Consider the following 26,959-nt stretch of genomic DNA (forward strand, 5'->3'; position numbering starts at 1 on the left):
TGGACACGAATCTGCAGCAAGCAATTAATGTTTAAAGTGGCGCACGCCGGTGGTTACCATTGCTACACCGTTGGCGTTGCAATAATCAACCGAATCTTTGTCGCGAATGGAGCCTCCTGGCTGTACTACTGCAGTAATACCCGCTTTATGCGCGATCTCAACGCAGTCAGCAAATGGGAAGAATGCGTCCGACGCCATTACTGCGCCGTTCAGGTCAAATCCGAATGCATTCGCTTTCTCGATCGCCTGACGCAATGCATCCACGCGTGAAGTCTGGCCTGTGCCGCTGGCCAGCAACTGGTTTTCTTTTGCCAGAACAATCGTATTGGACTTGGTATGCTTGCACACTTTCAGCGCAAACTCCATCGCAGTAAGTTCCTGCTCAGTCGGCGCCTTTTCGGTAACAGTAGTGTATTGAGAAGCTACTTCGGTGGAAAGGTCCTTATCCTGCACTAAAACGCCATTCAGGATTGTTTTAAACATGATCTGAGGCAGCTCCACGGGATTTCTCTTCAACAAAATCCTGTTTTTCTTAGACTTCAAAAGTTGCAGCGCATCTTCGTCGTATTCCGGCGCGATCAGGATTTCCATGAAAAGCTTGTTCAGCTCTTCTGCAGTAGCCAGATCCACTTTTGCATTCGTAATAACAACACCGCCAAATGCAGACACAGGGTCGCAGGCCAGCGCATTGTCATAAGCTTGCTTTGCAGTAGGTGCAGTAGCAATTCCGCATGCATTGGTATGTTTGATAATCGCGAAAGTCGGAGCTGCTCCTTCGAATTCGTCGATCAGGTTCACACAGGCATCTACGTCAACCAGGTTGTTATAAGAAAGCTCTTTTCCGTGCAGCTTATCGAAAATACCTTCGAGGTCGCCGTAATATGTTGCATTCTGGTGCGGGTTTTCACCGTAACGCAAGGTTTGTGAAGACAGGCTCGTAAAGTCGAAAAGGTCTTTGTCTGTTTTTTCTTTTCCCGCAGTAAAGAACCGGTTGATCGCTCCATCATAATGGGATGAAACACCAAAAGCCTGACCTGCGTAATAGCGACGGTCTTCCAGATCGGCAGTACCTGCTTTGGCAGTCAAAAGCTCTACTACTTCTGCATACTGCGAGCGGGAAGACACGATTAATGTATCCTTGAAGTTTTTCGCGGTTGCCCTGATCAGGGATATACCGCCAATGTCTATTTTCTCAATGATATCCTCTTCTCCCGCACCGGAAGCAACTGTTTCTTCAAACGGATACAAATCTACCACCACCATATCAATGGCAGGAATGTTGTACTGAGCCGCCTGAGCTACATCGCCTTCGTCGTCGCGACGATACAAAATACCGCCCATAATCGCTGGGTGCAAAGTTTTTACACGACCGCCGAAAATGGAAGGATAACCTGTAAGTTCTTCCGCGGCTGTCACGGGAATGTTCAGGTTTTCAATGAAAGTCTGCGTGCCTCCGGTTGAGTACAATTTTACACCATTGCTGTGCAAGAGGCGAACCAAAGGTTCAAGTCCGTCCTTATAATACACAGAAATAAGTGCGGATTGGATTTTTTTAGACATTGTAAAATGTTAACTGTAAGATGCTCTGACTGAAAATAAACCGCAAAGATAGCCTAAAAATGTGCGAAGTTTGAAGTGAAAGGAATGAAAATCGAGGCAGGGATTTAACTTATTATCGCATTTAAAAAATCAGAAAATATGAACCTGGACCTGAACGGAAAAACAGCGATCGTCTGCGGCGCTACCCAAGGAATCGGACTCGCCTCGGCGGTTGAACTGGCACTACTAGGCGCAAATGTGACGCTGGTAGCCAGAAATGAAGAAAAACTGCGCAGTGCCGTTGACACCCTTGACACCTCTGCCGGACAGCTTCACCGCTACGTAGTTGCCGATTTTAGTGACACTGAAAACGTAAAAGAAGCTATTGAAAATTACCTGCGTCTCTGTCCTGAAGTTCATATTCTGGTCAATAATACAGGCGGACCTTCCGGCGGGCCGATCGTTGAAGCGGAGAGCGATCAGTTTCTCAAAACGTTTCAAATGCATTTGATCAACAATCAGTTTTTGGTGCAATCGGTTTTGCCTTCCATGAAAAAAGAGGGGTTTGGCCGCATTGTCAATATTATAAGTACTTCTGTTAAGCAGCCTATTGCCGGTCTGGGTGTTTCCAATACCATCCGCGGAGCTGTGGCGAGCTGGGCCAAAACATTGTCGCTGGAAATTGCGCAGTTTGGTATTACGGTCAACAATGTACTTCCTGGGTATACTGAAACAGCCCGCCTGTATTCCGTCCTGGAAATGCGCGCGGAATCTCAGAATAAGACCGCCAAAGAAGTGGGGCGCGAACTCGCAGCGAGTATCCCGATCCGGCGTTTTACAAAACCTGAGGAAACCGCCGCCGCCGTCGCATTCCTTTGCAGCCCCGCTGCCGCCAGCATTAATGGAGTCAATTTGCCGGTTGATGGAGGCAGGACAGAGAGTTTGTAACACGCCCAACAATCAAAAAAAGTACTTCCAGTTAATAGAAGGAATGATCGTGCCGAAAACTGAGAGGCGGTAACTTACGAGCCGGGAGCCTGTTTGTTTGAAGTAGATCGAATACGGATTCCTTCTTGCATATACATTGTAGATCGAGAAAGACCAGAGCGAATAGCGGCGCTGATCGGTACTGGTGCGGGTGTCTTTGGTAAAAGAAATATCCGCACGGTGGTAATCCGGCACCCGGTCCAGGTTTCTTGCGGAGTAATCCTGTACGACCACATCATTGAGCCTGTAAGTACCGTCAGGGAAGGTGATCGGCCGACCAGTCATGTAAACGAAATTGGTACCGAAAGTCCAGTTCTTCTTCCATTTCCACTGCGTTGATATAGTGACACTGTGAGGGCGGTCTACCGTAGCCGGGTACCAGTCGCCCTTGTTGATCTGCTCCGACGGGAATGCAGACTGCACGCGCGCAAAAGTGCGGCTATAAGTATAAGAAAGCAGTCCGGTAATCACCCCCTTTGATTTTTGCACACTTACTTCCACGCCGTAAGCTTTTCCTTCTGCCGGTACCAGGTCGGTTTCCAATGCCGGGTTCAACAGTAAAGTAGCGCCGTTTTTGTACTCGACTAGGTTGTTTAAATGTTTTTGGTAAACCTCAATGGACGTTTCAAATGCATTTTCATTGAAATTCCTGAAATAGCCCAACGCAATCTGCGTGGCAGTTTGCGGCGGGACGAAATCATCAGCCATTTTCCAGAAATCTACGGGAGAAATGGCGGTTGTATTGGAGATCAGATGCAGGTACTGCCGCGTTTTGGTATAGCTCATTTTCAGCGAACTGGTACCGCCGGTATTAATCCTCACAGATAACCTCGGCTCAAACCCACCAAAGCCTATAATCTTTTTCCCATTTCCGAAAACCAGCGTGTCACGAACCGATTCCGGCGTGCGCGGAATGCCGTTTTCGTATTGATACACAGTTCCCGCGCCTACATTCCTGAATGCAACATACCGCAAGCCCGCATTCACAGACAACCAGGGAACCGGGTTCCATTCATCTGAAACAAAGAATGCACTTTCCAAAGCTTGCTCCTTCTCAATGTCAATGTTAGTGATGTTGGAGTTTTTTTCGGGCGACAGGTTACCGGGGGAAAGCTGGTATTGTGTAAAATCAAAGCCGGCTTCAAACTTATGGTGCGGCTGAGGTGCCCAAAGCAAGTGCAAATGCGCATTATGCTGCCTGATACCCGACTGAAACTGATATTCTATCGTAGGTGAAATTCCGTTCAGGTTGAATGTATAGTGACTGAGATTTGCGCCCAACTGAATGGATAATGCTTTGTTGATCTGCCTGTTCCAGTTCAATGTAGCCGTGGTTGACTGCCAGCCGTAAAGTGTGTCTTCCGGGAATTTGAATGCATCCTGGCTATAATAACCAGAAGCCGAGATCACACTGTTTTCAGATATTTCGTAGGATAGCTTTCCATTGAGGTCAAAAAAGAATGCTTTGTTCTGGTTTGTTGGAGCGGGGAAACGTTTGATCAGCAAATTGGGATAAGCCACTCTGCCTCCCGCCAGAAAAGTAAGCCGCTTATTCCTCGTCAGCGGCCCGTCGGCCATGATACTCGCGGTCATTAAACCTACCCCGGCAGATACATTTACGCGCTCCTTGTTGCCAGTGCGGGTATTAATTGTTAATAAAGAGGAAAGGCGGCCGCCGTAACCTGCAGGAATATCTCCTTTGTACAATGTTACATCGCGGATCGCATCGGCATTTACATTACTCAGAAACCCAAGCAAATGGGAAGTATTGAATAAGGGAGCTCCGTCGAGTAGTACGAGATTCTGGTCTGTGCGGCCGCCGCGCACATTAAACCCTGCCGTACCCTCCCCTACTGTATTCACGCCCGGCTGTAAAGTAAGCGCTTTGATGATATCTACCTCCCCAAACACGACGGGGATGTTTTTCAGGTTCTTGATATCCAGTCTGGCAACACTCATTTGGCTGGACCTCACATTTTCATCGGGCGCTTTCTCCTTTACGACCAGCTCCATTAGGTCCCGCGTTTCAGGTGCGAGCTTTATATCAATTCCCGAAAGTACCTCCTGGTAATTGATCGTGACGCTTTTTGAAAAATACCCCACCGAAGAAAATGTTACCAGCTGCGAACCCGCTTTCAGGCGAATGCTGAATTTCCCCAAACTATCCGTGATCGAAGCCGCTTTTGAAACCCGCGACACTACCGACGCATTCACCACCGCTTTCCCGGAAACCGCATCCTGCACGCTTCCTCTGAGCGTCCAGTCTGCCTGCGAATGGGCCAGTTCGGGTACCAGGAACCATACCGCTGCAATAAGCAGCAGTCGCAGGTTATTTCGGATCAAAAGCTTGCTGCGCGTTTTCATTACCAATTTGCGGGAGGATTAAGTTGCCCCTGACTATAAATGAGCTGACAGTTGCCGTCTTTGACAAAAACATCTCCGTACTTGATTTCCAGGCGGGCCGCATTCAATGTATCCCCCGGAATGGTAAGTCTTCGCTTGCTAACCGCCGAAGAGCCGAAATAACCCAGTGCAAGCACATTCGGATCATCTTCGCGGTGCACGTTTCCTTCGATTGAAGCCGGCAGCGGGTCAAACAGCGACCCATTTCGCTTGCGCTGCTCTTCGAATTTCACCCAAAACTGGTAAGCCGGTTTGGTGAGGGAATATTGGCGCACTTCCAGGTAATGCCTGCCTACGTAATACACCGGAGACGTCATAATGTGGCGCCGGCTGATGCTGTTTCCATTCACCAGAACATCCGAAAGCACATCGCTTCTCGACCCATAAACAGGTACCCAACACCATTTGCAGCAAAAGCCCATTCCGATCGGCTCGCCGGTAGACAGGCGGGGCACGTAACCATAGCCTGACCAGCGGTAATAGTTACCCTGCGTAGCAGGATCTTTGGTATCCAGTAAAATTTCGTAGTGATCTGGCTCGTCGATCTTTGCATCGTCACGCTGCCGGTACTCTGCATAAATGCGGTCAATTTCGGCGACGGGACTAAGCAGCTCAGGTTCTGAAATGTAGGTTGCGCCACCAGGTAATGTGATTTTCAACTGGTAGCTTTTGCCCGTTTTACCTGTAAATGTGGAGTCGTACATCCAGTAATAAGCAGGAGTAAGTGCATCCTGAACCAGCTTCACGGTGCGCCCTCCGATTTCGGTAATGCTCACGTCCGCGCCATTAACGGGAATCTCAGCCTGACCATAAATCAGCGAGTTATACTCGCCCGTGAATGTAAGCTTGACGGTATAAGGCGGTTTTTCATTCGTGACCAAACCCTCCACTACCAGCCGCGACTCGACCGAACGTGATGGAAGCTGCACTTCATCCACACAGCCTAGGAAGAATAGAAATAAGCAGAAAGGAAGTACCGTCCTGGCGGACCGGAATATAGCTGACATTTTCATCAAGGATTGAATTCCCAAAAGTCTGTGCACCCAATGATTTCTTTTGACCCTGAACCTTCCAGTTGCCGCACTTCATAGCCCCAGCCCAGGTATGCTTTGTTAGCAGCCGACACGGAAATCAGCAATCTGCTACCCTGCCCGGGGTAATCGGAATGGTACCGCCAGGTATTTCCGGCAGCATCATATTCCCAGATATCGCGAAGCCCCTTTCCTTCGGCATCTACCCCGAGTCCAAAATAACCTTTATTCTTGACCACAAATCCTGTCCCTTCACTGCGAAGCTTACCCGGAAAGTCTGCTTTTCTCGTCCATTTGTCTTTGGCGGGATCATAAGCAAACAAATGCGGAATTGCGCCGGGAAGCTGGTTGACAACATAGCCTGTCCCTCCGACAGTAAATGCAGCAATGCGCCCCGTCTTTTCGGGAAGCGGCGCAAGCTGGGCCTGGTCCCAGGTAATGTCCAGCGACCACATACTTCCGTTATCGTTTTCTTTCAGAAGGTATGCTTTGTCAAAAGTCAGGAAGTATTTAATGTCTTTATCGATTCCTTCATAGAGCGGGAAAACCACTCCTGAATGCTGGCCGATGTAGTAGAAGCTCATTGTCCACCAAAAATCATTGAGGTAAGCTTTCTTGGTTGGCAGCTTGTCATCGTCGAGATATCCGAATCCCATAAAGATCAACTCGCGGTCGCCGAGTTGCCCGAGGGGAAAAGCAATTGCATTGTGCCTGGGAATAGGCTTCTTACTTTCGATACTTTCCCATTTCCCGTTAATAAATTTTAAAATGTCCCAGCGTGTTGCATCCTGATACCTGTAAACGGCAAGCTGGGAGAAAAGTGGGGAATACAAGGCAGCGCCCGTAAAGTCTCCGCCTGAAACGGGAATGTGAGGAAGCCGCTTCCATGCCGGAGCGGCCCTGGCGGTGAAGCTCCTGGAAGTAGTTATCTGATTTTTCCGCGAATCGGTATAGGACAATTGCAGCTTATATAGCTCTCCTTCTTTCAAGCCTGATGCATTGTAATTGCGCAGGCTGAACTTCCCGGTCACTTCACTGGAACCGGAAGTAAGTGATACCTTTTCACCGCCACTGTTGAAAAGCCCGATTTGCAGGTTTGCAACCTCTTTCTGCGGTAGTTTCAAAGTAATACCTGCCTCGGAAGCTGTTTTGCTTTGGTCCACAGCTACAATGGCGACCGGAATATCAGGTTCCTGTTCTATCCCTGTGGGCGCAAACTCCTGTTCACAGGAATTAAGAAAGCTTATACTCAGCAAAGTCAGAAGTTGGTAAAGCTTTCTCATCGGTGGCTAACGGACAGGTTTGTAAACTGACACTGGCATATTGTTGCGTGCTACCAGCCAGAAAACTTCGTTGCCTTTTTTGATTGGCTTGATGTCCCTTACTTCGCCATCAAGCGCAAACCCGGCACCCACAGGCTGGATTGACTCAAAATTTCCTTTTCCTTTATTCAATAAAATAAGCCCGTAGCTGGAATCATAGCGGCCCTGGAATGTACTTACACCAAGGTAATTTCCGCCTCCCAGAATATCAGGTTTTCCATCTTTGTTAATGTCTGTTACCACCAATGTGAATAACTTGGAAACCTGCGCATTGAAAGGCAAATCGTGAACTTCAAAACTGCCGCCTTTATTTTCGATGTACACAGACTCAAACTTCTCCACTTCCAGAACCTTCGCGTCACTCAGTTCGTCGGACTTGAAAAGTTCATTGATCGTTTTACCCGCGAAAGTGCGGTAATCCGTAAAACGCTTGTTGATAATGGAAGGAATGCGTTTTCCCAATTCATCTTTAAAAGCAATGGGATACCATTTTTTATCTACGCTGTAAGCAACAACCTGTTCAAGTCCCTGGTTGTTATCAAAATCCTTAACCCACATTTTCAAATGCGAATCCGGCCGTTTTCTGAATTTGGTATTTCTACCCAGGTTACCAGCTACAAGGTCAATATCTCCGTCCTGATCAAAATCGGCTGCCTGAACGCATTGCCAAAAGCCGGCAGGTACTTTATACTGGTCTGCCTTTTCAAGAATACCTTTTTTATTAAGGAAAACAGTAACCGGCATCCAGTCGCCGGCAACTACCAGATCCGCTGATTTATCTCCATTGATATCAGCCCAGATCGCGTCCGTCACCATTCCCAGTTTGCGAAGATCAGGAGCTACTTTGCTGGTCTGATCGCTAAACTTCCCTTTCCCGTCGTTGATCAGAATGTACGAATCCGGCGTCACGCCATATTGAAATGCAACCACACGCCCACCAACAAACAGATCGAGGTCACCGTCACCATCTATATCAAAGGGTTTGACACAGGATTTGTTCATCAGCATCGGCGGCAGCGCTTTTTCATTTCTTGTGAAATTGCCTTTGCCGTCATTGAAATAGATCCGGTCATTTTGCTGCGGCATATTCCCGTAAAATTCGTTACCGCCTGACACCACATACAAATCCTGAAAACCGTCCTTATCCGCGTCAAAAAACACCGCATCCACGTCTTCAAAAGTTGAATCTACCTGAAAGTCGGGTTGTTTGGTCAATGCAAACTTGCCGCCAGCCGTTTGCAGGTACAACTCACCAGCTTGCCACTTGCCACCACCAATGAACATATCTTCAAGACCATCACCATTTACATCTGCCACCGCGATCTTCGGCCCCTCTGTGGATACGAGAAACGGCATTAAGCTTTCGCGATAGAAGTCGAAGTACTGATTTTCAAGATGTTTGAATGGGATATTAAAATCTTTGGAAACCTCCTGGAATAACTTGGCAGGGCTTTTTTCGACCAGTTTTGAATTGTCTCCGGGTTGTTTGGAATCATAATTGTATTTAACCTTCAAAAGCTGATTGGGTTTCACCTGTGTCAGGATTTGTTCTTCCTGGTTTGGCCAGACAATGATTACAGAGTCGATTACAGTCTCTTTACCCACTCCAAAATGCAGGATCGGCTCGCTGGAAGACTCAAATCCGCGCGTCGTTGAAAGCTGCTGCATCTGAATGCCGCCTTTTTGTTTGATCACGACTTTGGTACCAAATGCAAAAACGTTGAGCGGAAAACCCTCCGGCTTAACCCGCAGGTAACCATTTCCGGCGATTGCATTTGCCTGGTTTTCATAGAAAGCCGAAGGTTCATTGAGATTGTTGGTCACGAGATCCAGGTCACCGTCATTATCAAGATCTGCGTATGCGGCTCCATTGGAAAGTGACGGCGTTTCAAATCCCCAGCTTAGCGACTTATTTTCATAAACCGGCCCTGTCGCACCTTTGAAAAGGTAGTTATGCACCTTTCCTTCGGGCATCATCTCCAATGCCTTTTTATCCAGCTCAATGGAAGTTTCGCTGGCGTATCTCAGTGAATCGTCGGCAGCATATTTGGCATAATCCAGATTGTTCGGACGGTGTGCAATCCCATTACTTACAAAAAGATCTTTAATACCGTCGTTATCATAGTCAGCCAGGAGCGGCGACCAGCTCCAATCCGTCGCAGCCACGCCCGCCATGGCGCCTACCTCCATAAACTTTTCACCCGACAAATTGATTTGAAGGCAGTTGCGGCTCAGCTGCGGCATGTACCCAAACGACAGTTTATAAAGGTAAATATCCAATGCATCCTCCCCGATCGACGATTTCTCAATCGTTTCGTCCTCCGGATACATATCGAGCGTCATTACATCAGGGTACCCGTCGTTATTCACATCGGCAATGTCATTCCCCATTGAGTACCGGCTTGTGTACCTGAACATTTCGCGGCTTTTATTCGTAAAAGTCCCGTCATGGTTATTGATGTAGCAATAATCGTCTTCGTGAAAGTCATTGGAAACGTAGATATCGTCCCAGCCATCATTATTGATATCCGCGACGGCAACACCCAGACCATAGCCCATTGCGGCACCATAAATGCCCGCTTCTTCACTTACGTCCACAAACTTTATGGGTTTTTCAAAACCGTCCGACTTCACGTTGGCAATTTTGCTTTCAAACAAGTAATCACCAGCTTCATTATTACGTAAATGCCTGGTACTTACGCGATCGTAGCTTCGGGAGGTATGCACCGCGTGGTTCAAGAGGTAACAATCCAGATCGCCGTCTTTGTCATAATCAAAAAATACAGCCTGCGTTGAAAATCCTGTAAAATCAAGACCGTAGTCGGCCGCCTTTTCCGTAAAAGTCAGGTCGCCATTATTGATATACAGCTCATTGGCTCCTTCCATTCCCCGGAAGTTACCCACCGCCGAAACATATATGTCGAGCAACCCGTCCCCATTCACATCGGCCATCGTCACACCCGTTTGCCAGTCCGAAAAACCTTCCACACCTGCACTTTCAGAGATATCCTCGAATTTGAAACCGCCTTTGTTCAGGTAAAGCTTGTTCTTGCCTTGATTGGATACAAAGTACACGTCTGCAAGTCCGTCATTGTTGATATCACCGGTAGCAACGCCGCCTCCATTATAGAAATAGAGGTAATCCATCAAATTCATTTTCTCGTCACCGACAACACGATTGGTAAAACTAACACCCGTAGAGGCTGAGTCTTTTACCACGAACATCGGCTTTTCATCCTGATTTTTCTTCGGTTTGCAAGCCTGGAAAAAGGCACATACCGACAACATCATCAATACAATTTTTTTCATTTCAATGCGAGTCCCGGCTGGGGTTTCGGTTTTTTGCCCGCTGCCGTTCTGAATACCTGAATTTTACTATTGTTATTACCTACGATCACCTGACCTTGTTTGAGCTGCTTCATCTGGCGCACCTGATTTTCGGTCCAAAGTCCTGTTTCTGACGGAAGCTTTGTCTCAAAGCTGCCCTTATTGTTCCTGAGAATGAGCCCTCTGAATGCATCATATCTGCCGATTTCGGGCAGCACATCGTAATAGTTGCCCGCGATGATCAGGTCCATTTGTCCGTCGTGATCGTAATCTGTCGGGATAATGGCGTGAACAGGGGAAAGCTGCGCAAGCGCAGGCAGCGGCAGGTAAGTAAATGCATTACCCCGGCTTTCATTCCTGAACACAGCGGATGCAGGCATAAAAACCTCCTTTTTCACCGCGCTTTCCAGATCTTTACTGTCAATCACGTCTTCAATTTTCTTGTCGGCATACTGTTCAAACTTGACAAATTTCTTCTTCAATGAAGGCATTGCACGAAGTAAATCTGGCTTCATAACCATCGGGTAAGAAGTGCCGGTTTCGTCGGGGCACGTGATTATCTGTTTTGTAATACCATTATTATCAAAATCCTTCACGAACATTTCGACGGGTTGTTGCTGGGTCGCTTTCAGCCGCGAGTTCATGCCCAGGTTACCAGCAATAATATCAGGATCACCATCGCCGTCAATATCTGCCACTTCCACCGTATTCCACCAGCCATTTGTTTTCACAACTTCGCCACCAGCGCTTTTGAACTCCTGCGTGCCTGCTGCCAGCTTTCCTTTATTGTTTTTGAAAATCATTACCGGCATCCAGTCACCTACCACGACCAGCTCCGGAAAGCTGTCGCCGTCCATATCTGCCCACACTGCATCTGTGACCATACCAAGCTGATCCACCTGCGGCATGTACCTTTTAGTATAATTCTTAAAGTTGCCCGAACCATCGTTTGTAAGCAAATAGCTCGGCGGATTCACACCATATTGCCCTGATCTCAGCCGCGAGCCGATGAAGATATCCTGATCGCCGTCTTTGTCATAATCAGCTACCGTCACGCAGGATGCATTCATTTTCAAACCTGGCAGACCGGTGCTTGCTGCAAAACCACCTTTACCGTCGCCGAGGAACAGCTTCGGCTGCAATGCTTCATCATCATCCTTGAATTCATTACTGCCCGAAACAATCAGAAGGTCTGCATTCCCGTCGTTGTTGGCGTCAAAGAATGTAGCATCTGATACTTCTGTCGCCTTATCGTCTGCAATTGCCTGCGGCGTTTTTTCAAAGAATGTTCCGTCTGCCTTTTGCAGGAAAAGCTTCCCGCCCTGGCCGATTGCGCCTCCTACAAAAACATCGTCCAGCCCATCCTTATTAATATCGCCCACTGCAAGTCCGGGTCCCAGGCGCGAGTACATTTGTTTGAGGAGCGGGTTTGTGTTATAGTCGACAAATTCGGCTTCTGCATGCGTGAAATCTATCCCTGACGATTTTGATTCTTCAAAACGCTCCTGCCCTGTTTTGCTATTTGCCTTCCAGGGAGTTTGAGCATCTTTTTGGTTTAATGTATAAGTCGAATCGGCACGCGGCGCTTTCAGAACCTGCTGCTGATCGTTCGGCCAGACTACTGTGACTGAATCCACCGCCGGGTTTTTACCAAGACCAAACACAAGCCGCAAGTCCACCGAAGATTCAAACCCGCGGTTAGGCATTTGCTGCAGCATTTGTGTTTTATCCGGCTGATGAACATATATTTTTGCTCCGATCGCATTCACATTTCCCTTCTCACCAACCAGCCTGAATTTAATATAATGGAAGTCGGCGCGCTCATTTGCGTGGTTCTTGTACACAAAGAGCGGACCATTTACATTGTTTACGATCAGGTCCAGGTCGCCGTCATTGTCCAGGTCGCCATAAGCCGCGCCGTTTGAAAATGAAGGTGTATTCAAGCCCCATTCTTCCGATTTGTTAGCAAAAGAAAGATCGCCGCCATTTTTAAAAGCATAGTTAGCGAGCGGCTCGGAAGGCATTTTATCCAGAAACAACTTATAGTCAAATTTCCTGGTGCGGCTCACCTCGGCAATATTGGAAGGATCTGCCAGGAAGGCGACAAAATCCTGATTTGTCAAGTCTTTATTGATTCCGTTGGCGACAAAAATATCCTTATTGCCGTCCGCATCCATATCAAAGATCAATGCGCCCCAACTCCAGTCTGTCGCGTGTGTTCCAGTAAAACGTGCAATTTCACTGAACCAGGTCTTGCTGTCAGGACCGCCCGACTGGTTAAGCTGCAACGTATTTTGCATGTATTGATAATGGAAGTCGCGCGAAACTTTCAGTTCAAAAAGATCGTGGCCCTCGTAGGTAGAAGTCAGTTTCAGCCGGCGGTCAATGCCGGGCAGCATATCCGTAACATAAATATCCAGCTTACCGTCATTGTTAATATCAGCAATGTCCGCGCCCATTGAAGAAAGGCTGGTATGCTGCATAGCCGACTGGATCGACTCTGTAAATGTACCGTCGTGGTTGTTGATGTAAAGGTAATCGTGCTCGTAGAAATCGTTGGAAATGTACATATCGAGCCAGTTATCGTCATTCACATCACCGATTGTGATGCCGAGACCGAAACCGATCAGGCTGCCATAAATGCCTGCCGCCTCACTTACATCCGTAAAATGTGCACCGTCATTCCTGAATAATTTGTGGCCGCCCTCCTTATCCCGCTGGTTACGGATATTGGCATAAGCAAGCCTGCCCACTGGCGTAAAACTATTGTTTAGCAGGAACATATCGAGGTCGCCGTCCCGGTCATAATCAAAGAATGCAGCGTGGGTCGAGAAGCCGCCATCGTCGAGACCATAGGCTTTCGCCTCGTCCTTGAACGTGCCATTCCCCTTATTAATAAAAAGCTCGTTAGCCCGCTCCTCCGATCTGCCCGCATTACATACGTACAGATCCAGCAGCCCGTCGCCATTTACATCCGCAAACGTAGCGCCTGTGCTCCACGATTTAGTTCCGGCCACGCCTGCCTTTTCTGTAATGTCTTCAAACTTGAAATTACCCTTGTTAAGAAAAAGCTTGTTGTCGCCCTGGTTGGCGATCAGGTATACGTCGGGCAGGTTGTCATTATTAATATCTCCGATAGCAACCCCGCCTCCATTGTAAAAATTGCGGTAGTTGAAGATGTTGAATTCTTCGCTATTGGTAATCGTATTTTCAAAGGAGATTCCCGTTTCCGGGGAAGACATTTCTTCAAAAAGTGTGTCCTTCTTTTCCGTTTTAGAACATCCTGAAAAGATCAGTGTACTAAATCCGCAAACCAGGAGCGTTCTGAAAATCCAAATCATTTGGGAGGGGATTCTTTCTGTTTCTGGCGAAACTATCACATAAATGTAAATTAAAACAGGAGCAGTCTGTTAAGTAGCCTGCTCCTGTCAAAAAGAATTTATTCAGTAAAATCAGTAACCCGGATTTTGTTTCAGGTTGGGGTTCAATGAAAGCTGTGTAGCGGGAATCGGGAAAAGCTTCCGGAATTCAGGAGACGCAGTTTTGAACTGCCACGCTTTGTTAAACTGTCCAAAACGGATCAGATCCTGACGACGGGTGTATTCCCACGCCATTTCCCAACCTCTTTCTGCCAGCATTCCATCCAAAGTAAGCGTAGTGATCGGCGTGGCGCCTGCGCGGGCACGTACGATATTCACATCTTTGATCGCGTCAGCTGTTTTACCCAATCTCAGATTCGCTTCTGCGCGCATCAGGTAAGTATCACCCAAGCGGAAGATCACGAAGTCATTATCCTGATCATTACTTGCTCCATTGCGCTGGATCTCATATTTCTGGCTTCTTGCTCCGGCCAAACGTGCAGTAGGTCCTGCCGGCATTTCGAATGCAGGAATTTCAGGAGTAAAAACGAAAGGTTTTCCGTCATCGGTAAGCGGCTTTCCGTCAGATGAGAACTGTTGTCCTACGATCCACATGTTTTTGCGGTTATCACCTTCCTTGAAAGAGTTGTAGAACTCAGTTGCAGTACAGTATCCGTTCCATGGAGCCTGAGGTGTGTTGTAAGTCAACTGGCTCAGATAGTGAAGCGTACGCATGTTCATGTTAAACCCGCCCCGTTTCGAAGCATCGTAAGGTACAGCCAGGATATTCTCTTTTGAAGACTGGTTTTGCGTAGAGAAATTGCTGAAAAAGTCAGCTGAAAGCGCATACTTACCGGAATTGATGATAATGTCGCACTCCGCTTTTGCTTCTGCCCATTTAGGAGTACCTGTGTAAACTTCCGCGTTCAGATACAATTTAGCCAATGTCATATCGGCAACGTATTTGTTGAAACGGCCGTAAAAAGCACCACCTGCAGTTTCGCTCAGGTTAGGATAAGACTCTTTTAGTTCCTTTTCAATCCACGTAAAAACCTCAGCACCTGTCTTCTGGGTAGGGCTGTCGCCGCCCAGCTTATCCGCGATGATGATGTTCCGGAAGTTGTCCAGCAGCACGTAGTGGTAAAACGCACGCAATGCACGCAGCTCCGACTTGGTTGCCACATCCGTAATTTCCGGATTGTTCAGCTGCTGGTTAATGGATGTGATACTGTTGTAGCACCACGTCCAGAGACCGTTAAATTTATCATCGTCTCCGGCAGGAGTCCAGGTATGTTGTTTCAAACGTTTCCAGGCATCTCCGTCTTTCCAGTCACCGCCGCGGGTTGGGATTACCTGCTCGTCAGTCACTGTATTCAATTCGGCAAAGCGACCGAAGTAATCACCCAGCGAGCTATAAAGCGGCCCGAGAAGGGCTGCCTGCTGCTGTGGGGTAGAACCAAACTGGTCCGTCGGGATTACATCGTAGGGTGTTTCAGTGAGGTCTGTACATGCCTGGCCGGTCAGCAACAATGCTGAGCCAAGTAGTATATGTTTTACTTTCAGTTTCATTTTAATGGTCATTTAAAAGTTTTGGCGATTTGGCTGAATGCAACGTGTGTAGTCACTATCAGTCAGATCAGAATGTCAGGTTTACGCCAAGCTGGAATGTACGTGTTTTTGGATAAATACCCGTTGCATCCAGACCAAGGCTGTTCGGCGCCGAGTTATCATTGTTAAAATCACCTTTTACTTCAAGCTCAGGATCCACACCGCGGTATTTGGTAATGATAAACAGGTTGTTTCCACCCAGGTAAATACGTGCGTTGCTAATGTACTTACTTTCCAGTGCCAGATTGTATCCCAGTTGCCAGTTATCAAGACGAACGTAGCTGCCTTTTTCCAACCAGTAGTCAGACAATGCATTGGTGCTGAAATTAGCAGGAACTTCTCTTACGCTTTCCAGCATGTTGGTTTCCAGGATTGAGCCCGGAATCGAAAGGTTAGAGCGAAGGTTGTTCAAAATGCTGTTTCCAAATACACCTCTCAACTGGAAGCTCAGATCAAATTTGTTATAAGTCACGCTGTTGATCCACGCTCCTGTAAGGTAAGGCTGCGGGTTGTTTTTGAAGCCAATCTGTGCGTCAGCAGGGTTGGTTACTGATGAACCTCCATCTTTTCCTTGCAACAACATCTGGCCTTTATCATCAAATCCAACAAAATGACCTACGTTGTTAAATGAACCCAATGGAAGTCCTGGTGTCAGGATCGAAGCATACACGTTGGAAAGACCACGACCGCCGAATGCATTGAAACGGATGATACCAGAGTCGAAGTCGTTGCTTTTCAGGTTGATGATCGAGTTCTTGATGTAAGAACCTGTCAGGCGGCTATTCCATGTGAAGTTATCTTTCTCGATCACGTTGCCACCGAACGAAAGTTCGATACCCTTGTTGCTCATCGATCCAACGTTGGCCCAGATGAAGTTTGTGAAGTATTTCACACCATCAGCTGGTACAGAGTATTTGTAAAGCATATCGTTGGTCTTCTTATCGAACACGTCAATTGATCCGGAGAAGCGGCCGTTTCCTAACTGGAAGTCAAGACCGATGTTGGTCTGCGACACTACTTCCCATTTCAGGTTAGGGTTTGTATTCTGCGTGATGGCATATCCTGGAAGGAAGTTATTGATACTTCCGTCGTAGTAGGAAGTGGTCGGACCGTATAATTGAAGAGACTGGTAAGGTACAAGTCCTTCCGAGTTACCCGTTTTACCCCAGCTCGCGCGCAGTTTCAAATAGTTGAATGCTTCTGATTTTGGGAAGAAAGATTCGTCCGAAATCGTCCAGCCTCCCGCCACAGATGGGAAAAGACCCCATTTGTTGTTTGCTCCAAATTTCGAGCTTCCATCATAACGAAGTGTTGCAGTCAGGTTGTACTTCTCATTGAAGTTCAATGTACCGCGACCGAAGAAAGATGCAAGTGAAGTTCTGTTTCTGTAAGAGCTTACATAACCGGTTTTAGGAAGTATTAATGATCCTGATCCTAATCCAAGGTTATCAAACCCAAGTCCCGTCGCAACGAACTGTGTATTATTTGCTCCAAAACCATCATTGATAATGTCCTGGTATGAATAACCACCTAAAAGAGAGAAGTTACTTCCTTTTTCTCCGAAACCTTTCAGGTACGTCGCTGTCAATTCAAGCAATTTATCATTACTCTGACCAAGATTTCTTGAAGCCTCACCATTTGTAATCTGGAAAGCCTTCACTGACCTGTCACGCGCACGGCTCGTCACTTCCTGATCATTTTTAAGCGCTCCGTTTACACCAAGTGTTAAGCCGCTAAAAACCTCATATTTTAAATTTACGGCTCCAACCAATGTATTTTTCTGGCGCTGGAATGTTTCATTTTCCAACATTGCAACCGGATTGTTCAAGTCAAATGCACCTGGAATTTCATAGTTGGATCCATCTGCATTGCGTTTCGGAAGCGTAGGAAGGAATAATGTAGCATTTGCAAGAATACCTCCGTCAGTCAGGTCAGAATTGGTGTTGGTGTATGACAAGCTGTACTGAATGTTCAGTCTGTTATCCAATGCTTTCTGATCAAGGTTGATACGGCCTGTCAGACGATCAAAACCGGTATTCTTGATAATACCCTGACGTTTTGTATAGTTAACAGAACCTCTGTAAGAGAATGTAGGGGAACCACCTGCAACCGCCAGATCGTGGCTGTTTGTGAAACCACTTCTTGAAATTTCATCCCACCAGTCTGTATTGTAAAATTTACCGCTCGCATCTTTTGGAAAACGCTGATTATCCAGAAGTGATGAATCACCTTTAATGCGTTGTACCTCAGAAATGTAACCTGGTCCATCAAGCAATTTCAGGTTATTTGAAATTACATCAACACCTACGTAGTTATTAAATGTAACTGTCGCCCGGCCAGACTTACCGCGTTTTGTAGTAATAATGATAACGCCGTTTGCTGCACGTGAACCATAGATTGCAGAAGCAGATGCATCTTTCAAAACGTCCATTGACTCAATATCTGTCGGTGAGATCGTGCTGATCGGCACACCGATAATTCCATCAACCACATATAGCGGGTCGCTGCCGCCTGCCAGTGAGGTATACCCGCGAAGCCTTACAGTCGGGCTAGTGTTAGGGTCACCATTTGGCTGGGTGATCGTCAAACCTGCCACGCGGCCCTGAATAGCCTGCAGCGGGTTCGGGTTGATACCTGCATTGAAATCTTTCGAACTAACCGAAGTTACTGTTCCGGTTACGTCCTTTCTTTTTGCAGTACCATAACCCACAACAACTACTTCTTCCAGTGCTTTCACGTCGTCAGTAAGCGAAACGTCAATTCTGGACTGGTTGCCTACTATCACTTCCTTACTGGTAAAACCAATGAAGCTGAAAACAAGTGTTGAATTTGCAGGTGCTGCTACGGAGTAATTACCGTCCATGTCGGAGTTAGTACCTTTCGTGCTGCCCTTAATGGTGATGGAAACGCCCGGCAAGCCACTTCCTTTTGCATCGGTCACCTTTCCGGTGATTTCCACATCCTGGGCGAAAGCTGTGTTAACTAGGGTAAAAAGCAGAACAAACAATGCAGCGATCCGGAGGAAGCCTGCGCCTGTTTTCTCTCTTTGAATACTTTTTCCCGAAACATCATTGTAATAAGGTTCTTGATAGGATAAATGCATCATAGGTTGATAGATATTAATTTGGTATTTGTCTGTTTTCCTGGTTCATCCCAGCTAACTCATTACGGATCATAATCTCCCAGAAAAATAGGCAACTCCCTGCCTTTCTGAACTTCCTGATGAATTAATTGAAATTAAGCAGTACAACTCACACAAAATAATAAAAATCATACGGATAATGCAATATGCACTCCAAAATAGAATACATTAAATTCTTATTAATTTCCAAAAGGCATGTACGCATAAATAAGTGGCTCCTGTAAGGTGAGCTAAGCCCGTATTCCTGCAAGATTTGCTGGAAATCCTTGCAGCTAGTGTGTAACTTTGCTCTCCCTGTTTAGTTTTTTAATGCTTTTATGACACCTCAGCCAACCGTATCCGGCAATCAGTTAAGTTCCTTGTCCCAGCAGCTTGAAGGCGATCTGTATTACGATAATACAATGCGTACGTTATACGCCACTGATGCTTCTGCCTACCGTGAAATGCCTTTGGCCGTCGCCATACCAAAGTCAATAGCCGATATTAAAGCCCTGATTTCATTTGCTGCGGTAAATGGGATTTCATTGATCCCGAGAACAGCCGGAACATCACTGGCAGGACAGGTTGTAGGGAATGGACTGGTGGTTGACGTTTCGCGGAATTTTAATAAAATCATTGAAATCAATCCGGAGGAAAAATGGGTACGTGTGCAGCCTGGTGTGATAAGGGACGAGCTGAATATGGCTTTGAAACCTTACGGTCTTTATTTCGGTCCTGAAACATCAACTGCCAACCGTGCGATGATCGGCGGAATGGTGGGAAATAACTCCTGCGGTTCCAATTCAATTGTTTATGGAAGTACGAGGGAGCATACGCTGGAAGTAAAAGCAATTCTTGCAGACGGAACTGATGCCGTTTTTTCAAATATCAAAAAGGGAGAATACGACAGCTTGCTGCAAGCCGCAAAGCAAAAAAACGGCAGCGCGTCGCTGCTCGACAAGATATATCTGAAGACAAATGAAATCCTGTCCTCGCCTGAAAACCAGGCAGAAATAAGAAGGAACTTCCCGAAACCCTCCGTTGAGCGGCGTAACACAGGATATGCATTGGATATGCTGCTGAATACGGCGCCCTATACCCAGGGCGCGGAGGAGCCAGCGAAGGAATTCAACATGTGCAGCCTGATCGCGGGCTCGGAAGGTACATTGTGCTTTTTGACAGAAATCAAATTAAACCTGGTACCCCTGCCTCCCAAAACGCAGGGACTTGTGTGCGTGCATTGCTTTACCATCGATGAGGCATTGCGGGCTACGATACTGACACTGAAATACCAGCCGCAGGCCGTAGAACTGATCGATGAATATGTACTGGAATGCGCTGCTACCAACCCGGAACAGAAGAAAAACGCGTTTTTCGTAAAGAACAAACCTGACGGCAACTATCCCGCCATCCTGGTGGTGGACCTTTCGAGGGAGACGAAAGAAGAAGTAGAGGCACTGGCTGCAACGCTGGAAAAAGAACTGACAGAGGCAAACATCGGCTTCCACTATCCCCTGCTTTTTGGAGATGATACCAAAAAGATCTGGACGCTGAGAAAAGCGGGCCTCGGCTTGCTGGCCAATATTCCGGGCGACGAAAAAGCCGTGGCGGTGATTGAGGATACAGCGATTGATGTGTACGATCAGCCTGAATATATCCGTGATTTCAATGCGATTTTGAAAAAGCACGGCATGTCGGCAGTTCACTATGCACACGCAGGGTCAGGCGAGCTGCATTTGCGGCCTATTATTAACCTGAAAACCAGTGAAGGCCACCGGCAGTTCAGGATGATCGCAGAGGAGATTGCGGATCTGGTAAAAAAATATGACGGCTCTCTCTCTGGCGAGCACGGAGACGGTCGGCTGCGCGGGGAGTTTATTCCAAAAATGGTTGGCCAGCATAATTACCAGCTTTTTAAGGATATTAAGAAGACCTGGGACCCGAATAATATCTTCAATCCTGGTAAAATTGTGGATACTGCTCCGATGGACACTTTTCTGCGCTACGAGGCAGATCAGAAAACACCGGAGTTCAAAACTTACTTCCGTTTCCACGATCAGGATGTGTTACAGCACGCAGAGCAATGTAACGGATCGGGCGATTGCCGTAAAACGGAGCTGAGCGGCGGTACCATGTGCCCCAGCTTCATGGCAACGCGTAATGAAAAGGATACTACGCGCGCCAGAGCGAATATTTTACGTGAAATGCTCACGCGGTCTCCCAAGGAAAACCGCTTTGACAATCATGAAATCAAGGAGGTTTATGACCTCTGCCTGGCCTGCAAAGGCTGTAAAGGCGAATGCCCCTCGAACGTGGATGCAGCCAAGTTGAAAATGGAATTTTTGCAACAATACCACGACGTACACGGTGTTCCGTTGCGGTCTTGGCTGGTGGGAAATTTCTCTAAAATGACAGGTTTGGCGAGCTACGTTCCCTGGGCCTATAACCTGATTTTCAAGAATGCCCCGCTGCGCAAAATAGCAAACCAGGTCGTAGGATTTCACCCCGACCGCACCATGCCGCTTTTGCATGATACTACATTGAAAAAGTGGTATGACAAGCGTAAAAAGCCCGCAACATCAGGCAAGAGGGTTTATTTGTTTTGCGATGAGTTCACCAATTATAATGATGTAGAGATCGGCAAGAAGTCCATTCTGGTACTTGAAAAACTTGGCTACGAGGTTATTATTCCTGATCACGGACCTTCCGGCCGGCCGCAGCTTTCGAAAGGGCTTTTGAAAGACGCGAAAAAGATCGCCGAAGAGAACATCAGGCTGCTGAAAGACATCATCTCGCATGATACCCCGCTTGTCGGCATTGAACCTTCCGCTATATTAACATTCCGCGATGAGTATCCCGACCTGGTAAGTGACGAGCTGCTGGAAGAATCTAAAAAATTGGCTATGAATGCATTGCAGTTTGACGAGTTCATCGCCAGGGAAATTGAACTGAAAAATATATCGAAAGACAAGTTCACCAAAGAGAAGCGTCTTATCAAATTGCACGGTCATTGTCAGCAGAAGGCAATTTCAAGTCTGGTACCTACTAAAAAGATGCTCTCACTTCCTGAAAACTACACCGTCCAGCTGATCCCGTCGGGCTGCTGCGGAATGGCGGGTTCATTCGGGTACGAAAAGGAGCATTATGATATTTCAATGAAGATCGGAGAACTGGTACTTTTCCCGGCTGTGCGCCAGCAACCCGAAGAGGTAATCATCGCTGCGCCGGGCACCAGTTGCCGGCACCAGATACACGACGGCACAGGAAGAAAAGCCCTGCATCCCGCTGAGATCTTGTTCGAGGCGCTGGTGTAACACTTCGACCGCGCTTTGGCACTTCAACGGCGCTTAGGCACTTCGACTGCGCTTAGGCACTTCGACTGCGCTCAGTGTGACAAACGCTCATTGTCACACTGAGCGCAGTCGAAGTGAAGGCAGCATGCTACCTTTTAGCACCTAAGCCGCGCCCCTCCATCTACCCTCCTGCTACAAATGGTGCTTTTCGCAGGTATTTTTCCTCTTTCAGCTGTGCAACCATAAATTCTGCGATATCACCGGCCGCGATCTTTGTACCCGAACAATCAGCCAAATCTACTTTCACGCTTCCCGTTGCTGCTTCGAATTCAATGAATGGTACCCGCACAAGCACCCAATCCACCTGACTTTGCTGCAATAGCGAATACGCTTTTTGTAAATCAGCATAGACATCCGGGAATTTTTCGCGCACCCAATTAGTGGCTTGCTGGGTTACGGAGCCTTTTTCATCCGTCGGTGTATCCACACTCAGACCCGCGAGGGTAATGTAGCGGATTTGTCGGTTGGGCTGCGCTTCAATCGCATTCAGAATGTGGAATGCAGCCTGTGAAGGCATCAGCGGCTCGCCTTTACGCTGCCCGGTGGCGCTCATCACCGCATCGCAGCCCGCTACCAGCGACTCTACTGCTTGCGGATCAAGCACATCTCCTTTTATGATTGTGATACTGGGTCCCTGAACCGGGAATTGCTCAGGATGCCGGAGCAGCAATTTTAAGTGATAGCCCTCGCGAAGAAGCGCTTCTACCAAAAACCGGCCCGTGCGGCCACTTCCGCCAGTGACGGCAATATGCTGGATTGTGTTCATTTTCTCTCTGATAAAATTTTAAAAATACCATTGCAGCCAAACCTCTTCAAGGCCGGCAATGCGCATGTTTCAGCGCTGAGGTGATATTTTATCAGAAGATTTTAATGAGACAAATATATAATTCTTGGTGAAAATGAAAAACACCAGCTCTTTAAACGGCGTAAATTTTCACTCGTCTTAGGACGGCAGCCTGGCTCATCCGGGCTGCTAATAGGATCTAATAACTTTCGAATATTATTGTTACCAAAAGCTGTAGTGAACGTCTTAAGAGAAAGACATTAACTATGAATGAGAATATTTTTCAAAAGGAATTCATTGCAGACATTAAAGGAAAGATCCGGGCGGCGCAGTACGAAGCGTTGAAGGTGGTGAATGTTAAACTCATTAACCTTTATTGGGAGATTGGAAAATCGCTGAGCGAGAAGCAGGCAGAAGGTTGGGGAAAATCGATCGTGCCGACTCTGTCCAGAGAGTTGCAGCTGGAGTTTCCGGGAATGAAAGGATTTTCTACAACCAATCTCTGGTATATGGTCCAGTTTTACAATGATTATCAAGGAGATGTAAATCTCCAGCCACTGGCTGGAGAAATCAGCTGGACTAAACATCTAGCGATTTTGTCGAAATGTAAGAGTAGCCAGGAACGTCAATTTTACATATTATCTACAAGGAAAAACGGATGGTCCAGGAACGTACTTATCAACCAGATCGAGAACAAAGCCTATGAACATTACCTGCTGAATCAAACAAATTTCGAGAAGTCTCTGCCCACAACACATTCGAACCAAGCCTTGCTGGCTGTAAAGGATAATTACACATTTGCTTTCCTGAACCTGTCAGCCGAGCATTCAGAAGCAGAACTCGAACTTACATTGATTACCAACATTCAAAACTTTTTGCTTGAAATGGGCAACAGCTACACTTTTGTTGGGAGTCAATACCGAATACAAGTTGCTGACCGCGACTACTGGATCGACTTGCTGCTTTTTCATCGGGAACTACGATGTCTCGTAGCCATTGAACTCAAGATCGGTGACTTTGAGCCCGAGTATAAAGGTAAAATGGAGTTTTACCTGGCAGTACTTAATGATACCGTTAAGCTCCCGCACGAAAATGTGTCCATCGGTATTATCATTTGCAAAAGCAAAAACAGAACTATTGTCGAATACTCGCTAAGAAACTCAACACTTCCGATAGGCGTGGCAACATACAGCACTTCCAGTTTTTTGCCTCCCAAATACCAAAATTTACTTCCTAGCGAACAGGAAATTGCAGATAAGCTTCAATTACTATTCAAAGACCAACCTAATTCCTTCCAATATTGATATTCATCGTTGTCCCGATCCTGAATACGGTGTGTTTGTATTTGAAGCCTTCGAAACTGTTTACGACCTCCAAGCGGAAGGGGAAGCGGATCCCTACGTCCAGGCCGTAGCCGAGTTCGGCGTAGTTGTCGGAAGTGGGCGTGGCGAGGTAATGTAGCATGAAGTTTTCCTTGATCCCCATGATACGGAACCAGGAAATTTGGGTCAGCAGAAACTTGCGGAATTCGGCCAGCACATGCGCCTCTGCAAACTTGTCAGAAGTGGAGTAACGGTAGTAGTCCAGCATCCGGAATGTACTCACAGGATCGCCAAACTGGAAGAAAAACCGGTTACCGGCGAAATGCTGATAATCCGGGAACTGCAATGAATCACTATTCAGAAATGTACCCACGGCGAATTTATAGCGCAGCTTGCTCCTCACGCCGGTGTCAAATCCGTGCTGAATGCCAATTTGAATAAAATCATAGTTCACATCGCTGCTAAAAATACCGCTGAAACCTTTCCGGTAGTTTACCGACAAAATCGGTGAATCATCGTCGTAAAAGGAAGTTTTACCTCCCTTGATCCGGTACTTCTGCCAGGGCTTGTACGAAGCAGAAACCCCGAGGGTAAATGCCTGGTGCGGCGTCATTTCATAAGATTCTGTTTTTGAATCAGTCGCATTCTCCTCATTGAACGGGATATTGGAAGTAAATGCACGATTTTTCCAGTCGATCCAGCTATAAGGATTCATATCCCTCACATTGCTTAACGGTTTACGGTCTGCAAATTCAATGTTCGCCTTCAACTCGAAATGCTCATTCTCACGATCCGTTTTAAAGTCGAGCCGCACGAAGTTTTTCTCATATATCTTGATGAAATTCCTTTCCAGAAACAGCGTAGTGAATGTATTCAGCAGCGGATGCATTGGATTATCGCCATTGAACTGCGCTACCGTTTGTCCGCCCGAAAGGTTGATCGTAGTGCGCTTCCGGGTGTAGTCAACACCGCCAAACAGCATTAACTTTTGCCGGGCAAATGAATAGCGTGTAAGTGCATTGAAAGTCAGCTGCTGCCCCGGACGTCCCGTCGTTTTCTTCGAAGAACCATTCGAATTCACCTCGCCTTTGCTCTTCTTTTCACCACCAAAATAATAATGAAGCTTAAAGCCACCGCCATTGAGGGCCAGTCCCTCTACGGTATTCACCTGCGCTCCGAAAATCGGACTTACATATTGCAGGTTCAATGGGCTCTCTTTACCCAGCTGCCAGCTGGTACCTGTAAAAATGTTGCCTATAATGCCAGATACCCCTTTTCCCTTGGTGTTGTTATCATTATTGTTCTTAGTGGAATCCGAATTCGTGTTCTTTGAACCTTTCTCCGCGGGTTTATTTTCCTGAACCACGATAATGCTGTCCAGCCTTGTGTAGCTTTTTACCTCGGCAGTAGTAAGCGGCACAGTCCTGATCGAGTCCCAGAATGCCATTGAACGGCGGGCGGCCATTGAATCCACTTCGGTGGAATCTTTCCGGGTAAGGTTCATATCGATATCCTCCCCTTTTTCCTGCTTGGCTTTCAAGTCCTGCTTTTCATACTCCTTCATGAGCTTGCGAAGGTTTTTGGCAGAAAATTCCTTTTGCTTGCTGACTACCTCTTCCAGTTTCTGGCTTTTGATCTCGCGATTGCTCAGCTTTACCTTCTTAGCTTCTTCTTTCTCCTTTTTACCGTCTACCACCACGATATCCGGACGGAAGGTCGGGTTGATTTTAACATTGCTGAAAGACTGGGAAATCACGAAGTCGCCTTTCCCTTTCAGCCCGTAAATACCTCCATGAATATGAAACTGCTGATTTACAGGCATCCAAACATCTTGTATCGGACTATATACCTGCTTGATATCAATGGTAAAGCCGGTATTTACAGTTTGCAGGTCCAGACTGTAAATGCTCCATTCATTTTCAATAATCTGGATCGTACCGCGGTAAACACCTTCTCCCCAAGAGCGCGGCGTAACCTTTATTTTGTTTACCTCAATGCCGTTTTCACGAAATGAACCCTGGTATTCAAATTTGTAATAGGCAAATGCGCGGGGCGACAGCGGGGAGACCGCTTTTACAACTTCCGGCTGATAAAAGCTCGCGAGCAAGTATGCATTCGGATTGGCGAAGTCCTTGTCCTGGCTGTTTCTCGAAGCAATTACTTTTTGTTTGTAAGAGTTTGGCTGTTTGAAGGTTACAATAGAAACACTCTCATTCAGGATCGGAACTCCTTTTTTGAAGTTTGTTTCATTCTCTATCTCCTTCAATTCCTTTTTATACAAAAACTCCATCGGCAGATCAGTGATCACGACGGACGATTTGGAGTAGGCTTTGGCCGTATAACTATCCACCTGCAACAAATGGTAGCGGCTTTTTGCGATGGCGCGGCGCATGATCGTGTAGGCAGGATCTTCTCCTTTGCTGCCGATCCTGACCTCTCCGAGATTGAGCGCCTGTTCTTCCATCGTCACGTCGAAAGTCTGCACTCCGCTCTCTATCGTCACCGGCTTCATCCCCGTTTTAAATCCCAGGTACTGAAAAATCACTTCATAATAACCCGGTTTGAGATCAAGCTGGTACCTGCCTTCTTCATTGGAAATGGTGCTGATGTTGGTACCCTTGACCAATATCCCCGCAAACGGAAGCGGCTCTCCGTTTTTATTCTTGATGATACCTTTGATGCCGACCGGCGTACCGACGCCCGGCGAAGGAGTGGTTTGCGCAACAGCCAGACCGGCTGCGAAAATGATCAGGAAAAAGCTGATGAAGTAGTGTTTGAGCATAAATGCGTCCGGTGGTGAGTA

Annotated in this window: 13 protein-coding genes; 3 read left to right on the forward strand and 10 right to left on the reverse strand. The window is 47.0% G+C overall.

The genetic code is table 11. From position 1 onward, the window contains the following. Positions 1–24: 24 nt before the first annotated feature. Positions 25–1,560, reverse strand: coding sequence for a bifunctional phosphoribosylaminoimidazolecarboxamide formyltransferase/IMP cyclohydrolase (gene purH / locus ASG33_RS23440; RefSeq protein ID WP_056291328.1), 1,536 nt, complete (start codon positions 1,558–1,560; stop codon positions 25–27). A 138-nt stretch (positions 1,561–1,698) separates the two neighbouring features. Here purH and ASG33_RS23445 point away from each other — a divergent pair, with 138 nt between their 5' ends. Further along, positions 1,699–2,487 (forward strand): SDR family oxidoreductase, encoded by a 789-nt coding sequence (locus tag ASG33_RS23445; RefSeq protein ID WP_056291330.1) that lies wholly within the window; start codon positions 1,699–1,701, stop codon positions 2,485–2,487. A 12-nt stretch (positions 2,488–2,499) separates the two neighbouring features. Here ASG33_RS23445 and ASG33_RS23450 read toward each other — a convergent pair whose 3' ends face one another. The 7 genes from ASG33_RS23450 to ASG33_RS23480 all read right to left on the reverse strand — a co-directional run bounded on the left by ASG33_RS23450 (position 2,500) and on the right by ASG33_RS23480 (position 18,682). Continuing rightward, positions 2,500–4,890 (reverse strand): carboxypeptidase-like regulatory domain-containing protein, encoded by a 2,391-nt coding sequence (locus tag ASG33_RS23450; protein WP_082489394.1) that lies wholly within the window; start codon positions 4,888–4,890, stop codon positions 2,500–2,502. Next, the gene (locus tag ASG33_RS23455) at positions 4,890–5,936 is read right to left on the reverse strand and encodes a DUF4249 domain-containing protein (protein WP_056291712.1); all 1,047 of its coding nucleotides are present in this window, start codon (positions 5,934–5,936) and stop codon (positions 4,890–4,892) included. The genes ASG33_RS23450 and ASG33_RS23455 overlap by 1 nt, the downstream gene beginning before the upstream one ends. A 5-nt stretch (positions 5,937–5,941) precedes the next feature. Beyond that, positions 5,942–7,243, reverse strand: a complete 1,302-nt coding sequence (locus ASG33_RS23460; protein WP_056291335.1) for a hypothetical protein — start codon at positions 7,241–7,243, stop codon at positions 5,942–5,944. Between the two features lie 6 nt (positions 7,244–7,249). Then, the gene (locus ASG33_RS23465; RefSeq protein WP_056291336.1) at positions 7,250–10,591 is read right to left on the reverse strand and encodes a VCBS repeat-containing protein; all 3,342 of its coding nucleotides are present in this window, start codon (positions 10,589–10,591) and stop codon (positions 7,250–7,252) included. Beyond that, positions 10,588–13,950, reverse strand: coding sequence for a VCBS repeat-containing protein (locus ASG33_RS23470; protein WP_056291338.1), 3,363 nt, complete (start codon positions 13,948–13,950; stop codon positions 10,588–10,590). The genes ASG33_RS23465 and ASG33_RS23470 overlap by 4 nt, the downstream gene beginning before the upstream one ends. A gap of 111 nt (positions 13,951–14,061) precedes the next feature. Next, complete coding sequence (locus ASG33_RS23475; RefSeq protein WP_056291713.1) at positions 14,062–15,537, reverse strand: RagB/SusD family nutrient uptake outer membrane protein; 1,476 nt, start codon at positions 15,535–15,537, stop codon at positions 14,062–14,064. Between the two features lie 67 nt (positions 15,538–15,604). Then, on the reverse strand, positions 15,605–18,682 hold the full coding sequence (locus tag ASG33_RS23480; RefSeq protein WP_056291340.1) for a TonB-dependent receptor: 3,078 nt from the start codon (positions 18,680–18,682) through the stop codon (positions 15,605–15,607). Positions 18,683–19,035: 353 nt separating this feature from the next. Between ASG33_RS23480 and ASG33_RS23485 the strand changes: the two genes are divergently transcribed. Further along, positions 19,036–22,011: an FAD-binding and (Fe-S)-binding domain-containing protein gene (locus ASG33_RS23485; RefSeq protein ID WP_056291342.1), complete on the forward strand. Its 2,976-nt coding sequence runs from the start codon at positions 19,036–19,038 to the stop codon at positions 22,009–22,011. A 160-nt stretch (positions 22,012–22,171) separates the two neighbouring features. Here the strand turns inward: ASG33_RS23485 and ASG33_RS23490 are convergent, their stop codons facing one another. Beyond that, entirely contained in the window at positions 22,172–22,816 is a 645-nt protein-coding gene (locus ASG33_RS23490) for an NAD(P)-dependent oxidoreductase (protein ID WP_056291344.1), read from the reverse strand. Between the two features lie 284 nt (positions 22,817–23,100). Here ASG33_RS23490 and ASG33_RS23495 point away from each other — a divergent pair, with 284 nt between their 5' ends. Continuing rightward, positions 23,101–24,138: a YhcG family protein gene (locus ASG33_RS23495; protein ID WP_056291346.1), complete on the forward strand. Its 1,038-nt coding sequence runs from the start codon at positions 23,101–23,103 to the stop codon at positions 24,136–24,138. Here ASG33_RS23495 and ASG33_RS23500 read toward each other — a convergent pair. Continuing rightward, positions 24,119–26,938 carry a DUF5686 and carboxypeptidase regulatory-like domain-containing protein gene (locus tag ASG33_RS23500; RefSeq protein WP_056291348.1) on the reverse strand — a complete coding sequence of 940 codons (2,820 nt, stop codon included), beginning with the start codon at positions 26,936–26,938 and terminating at the stop codon, positions 24,119–24,121. The genes ASG33_RS23495 and ASG33_RS23500 overlap by 20 nt on opposite strands. Between the last annotated feature and the right edge of the window lie 21 nt (positions 26,939–26,959).

The sequence above is a fragment of the Dyadobacter sp. Leaf189 genome (assembly GCF_001424405.1).
GTDB lineage: Bacteria > Bacteroidota > Bacteroidia > Cytophagales > Spirosomataceae > Dyadobacter.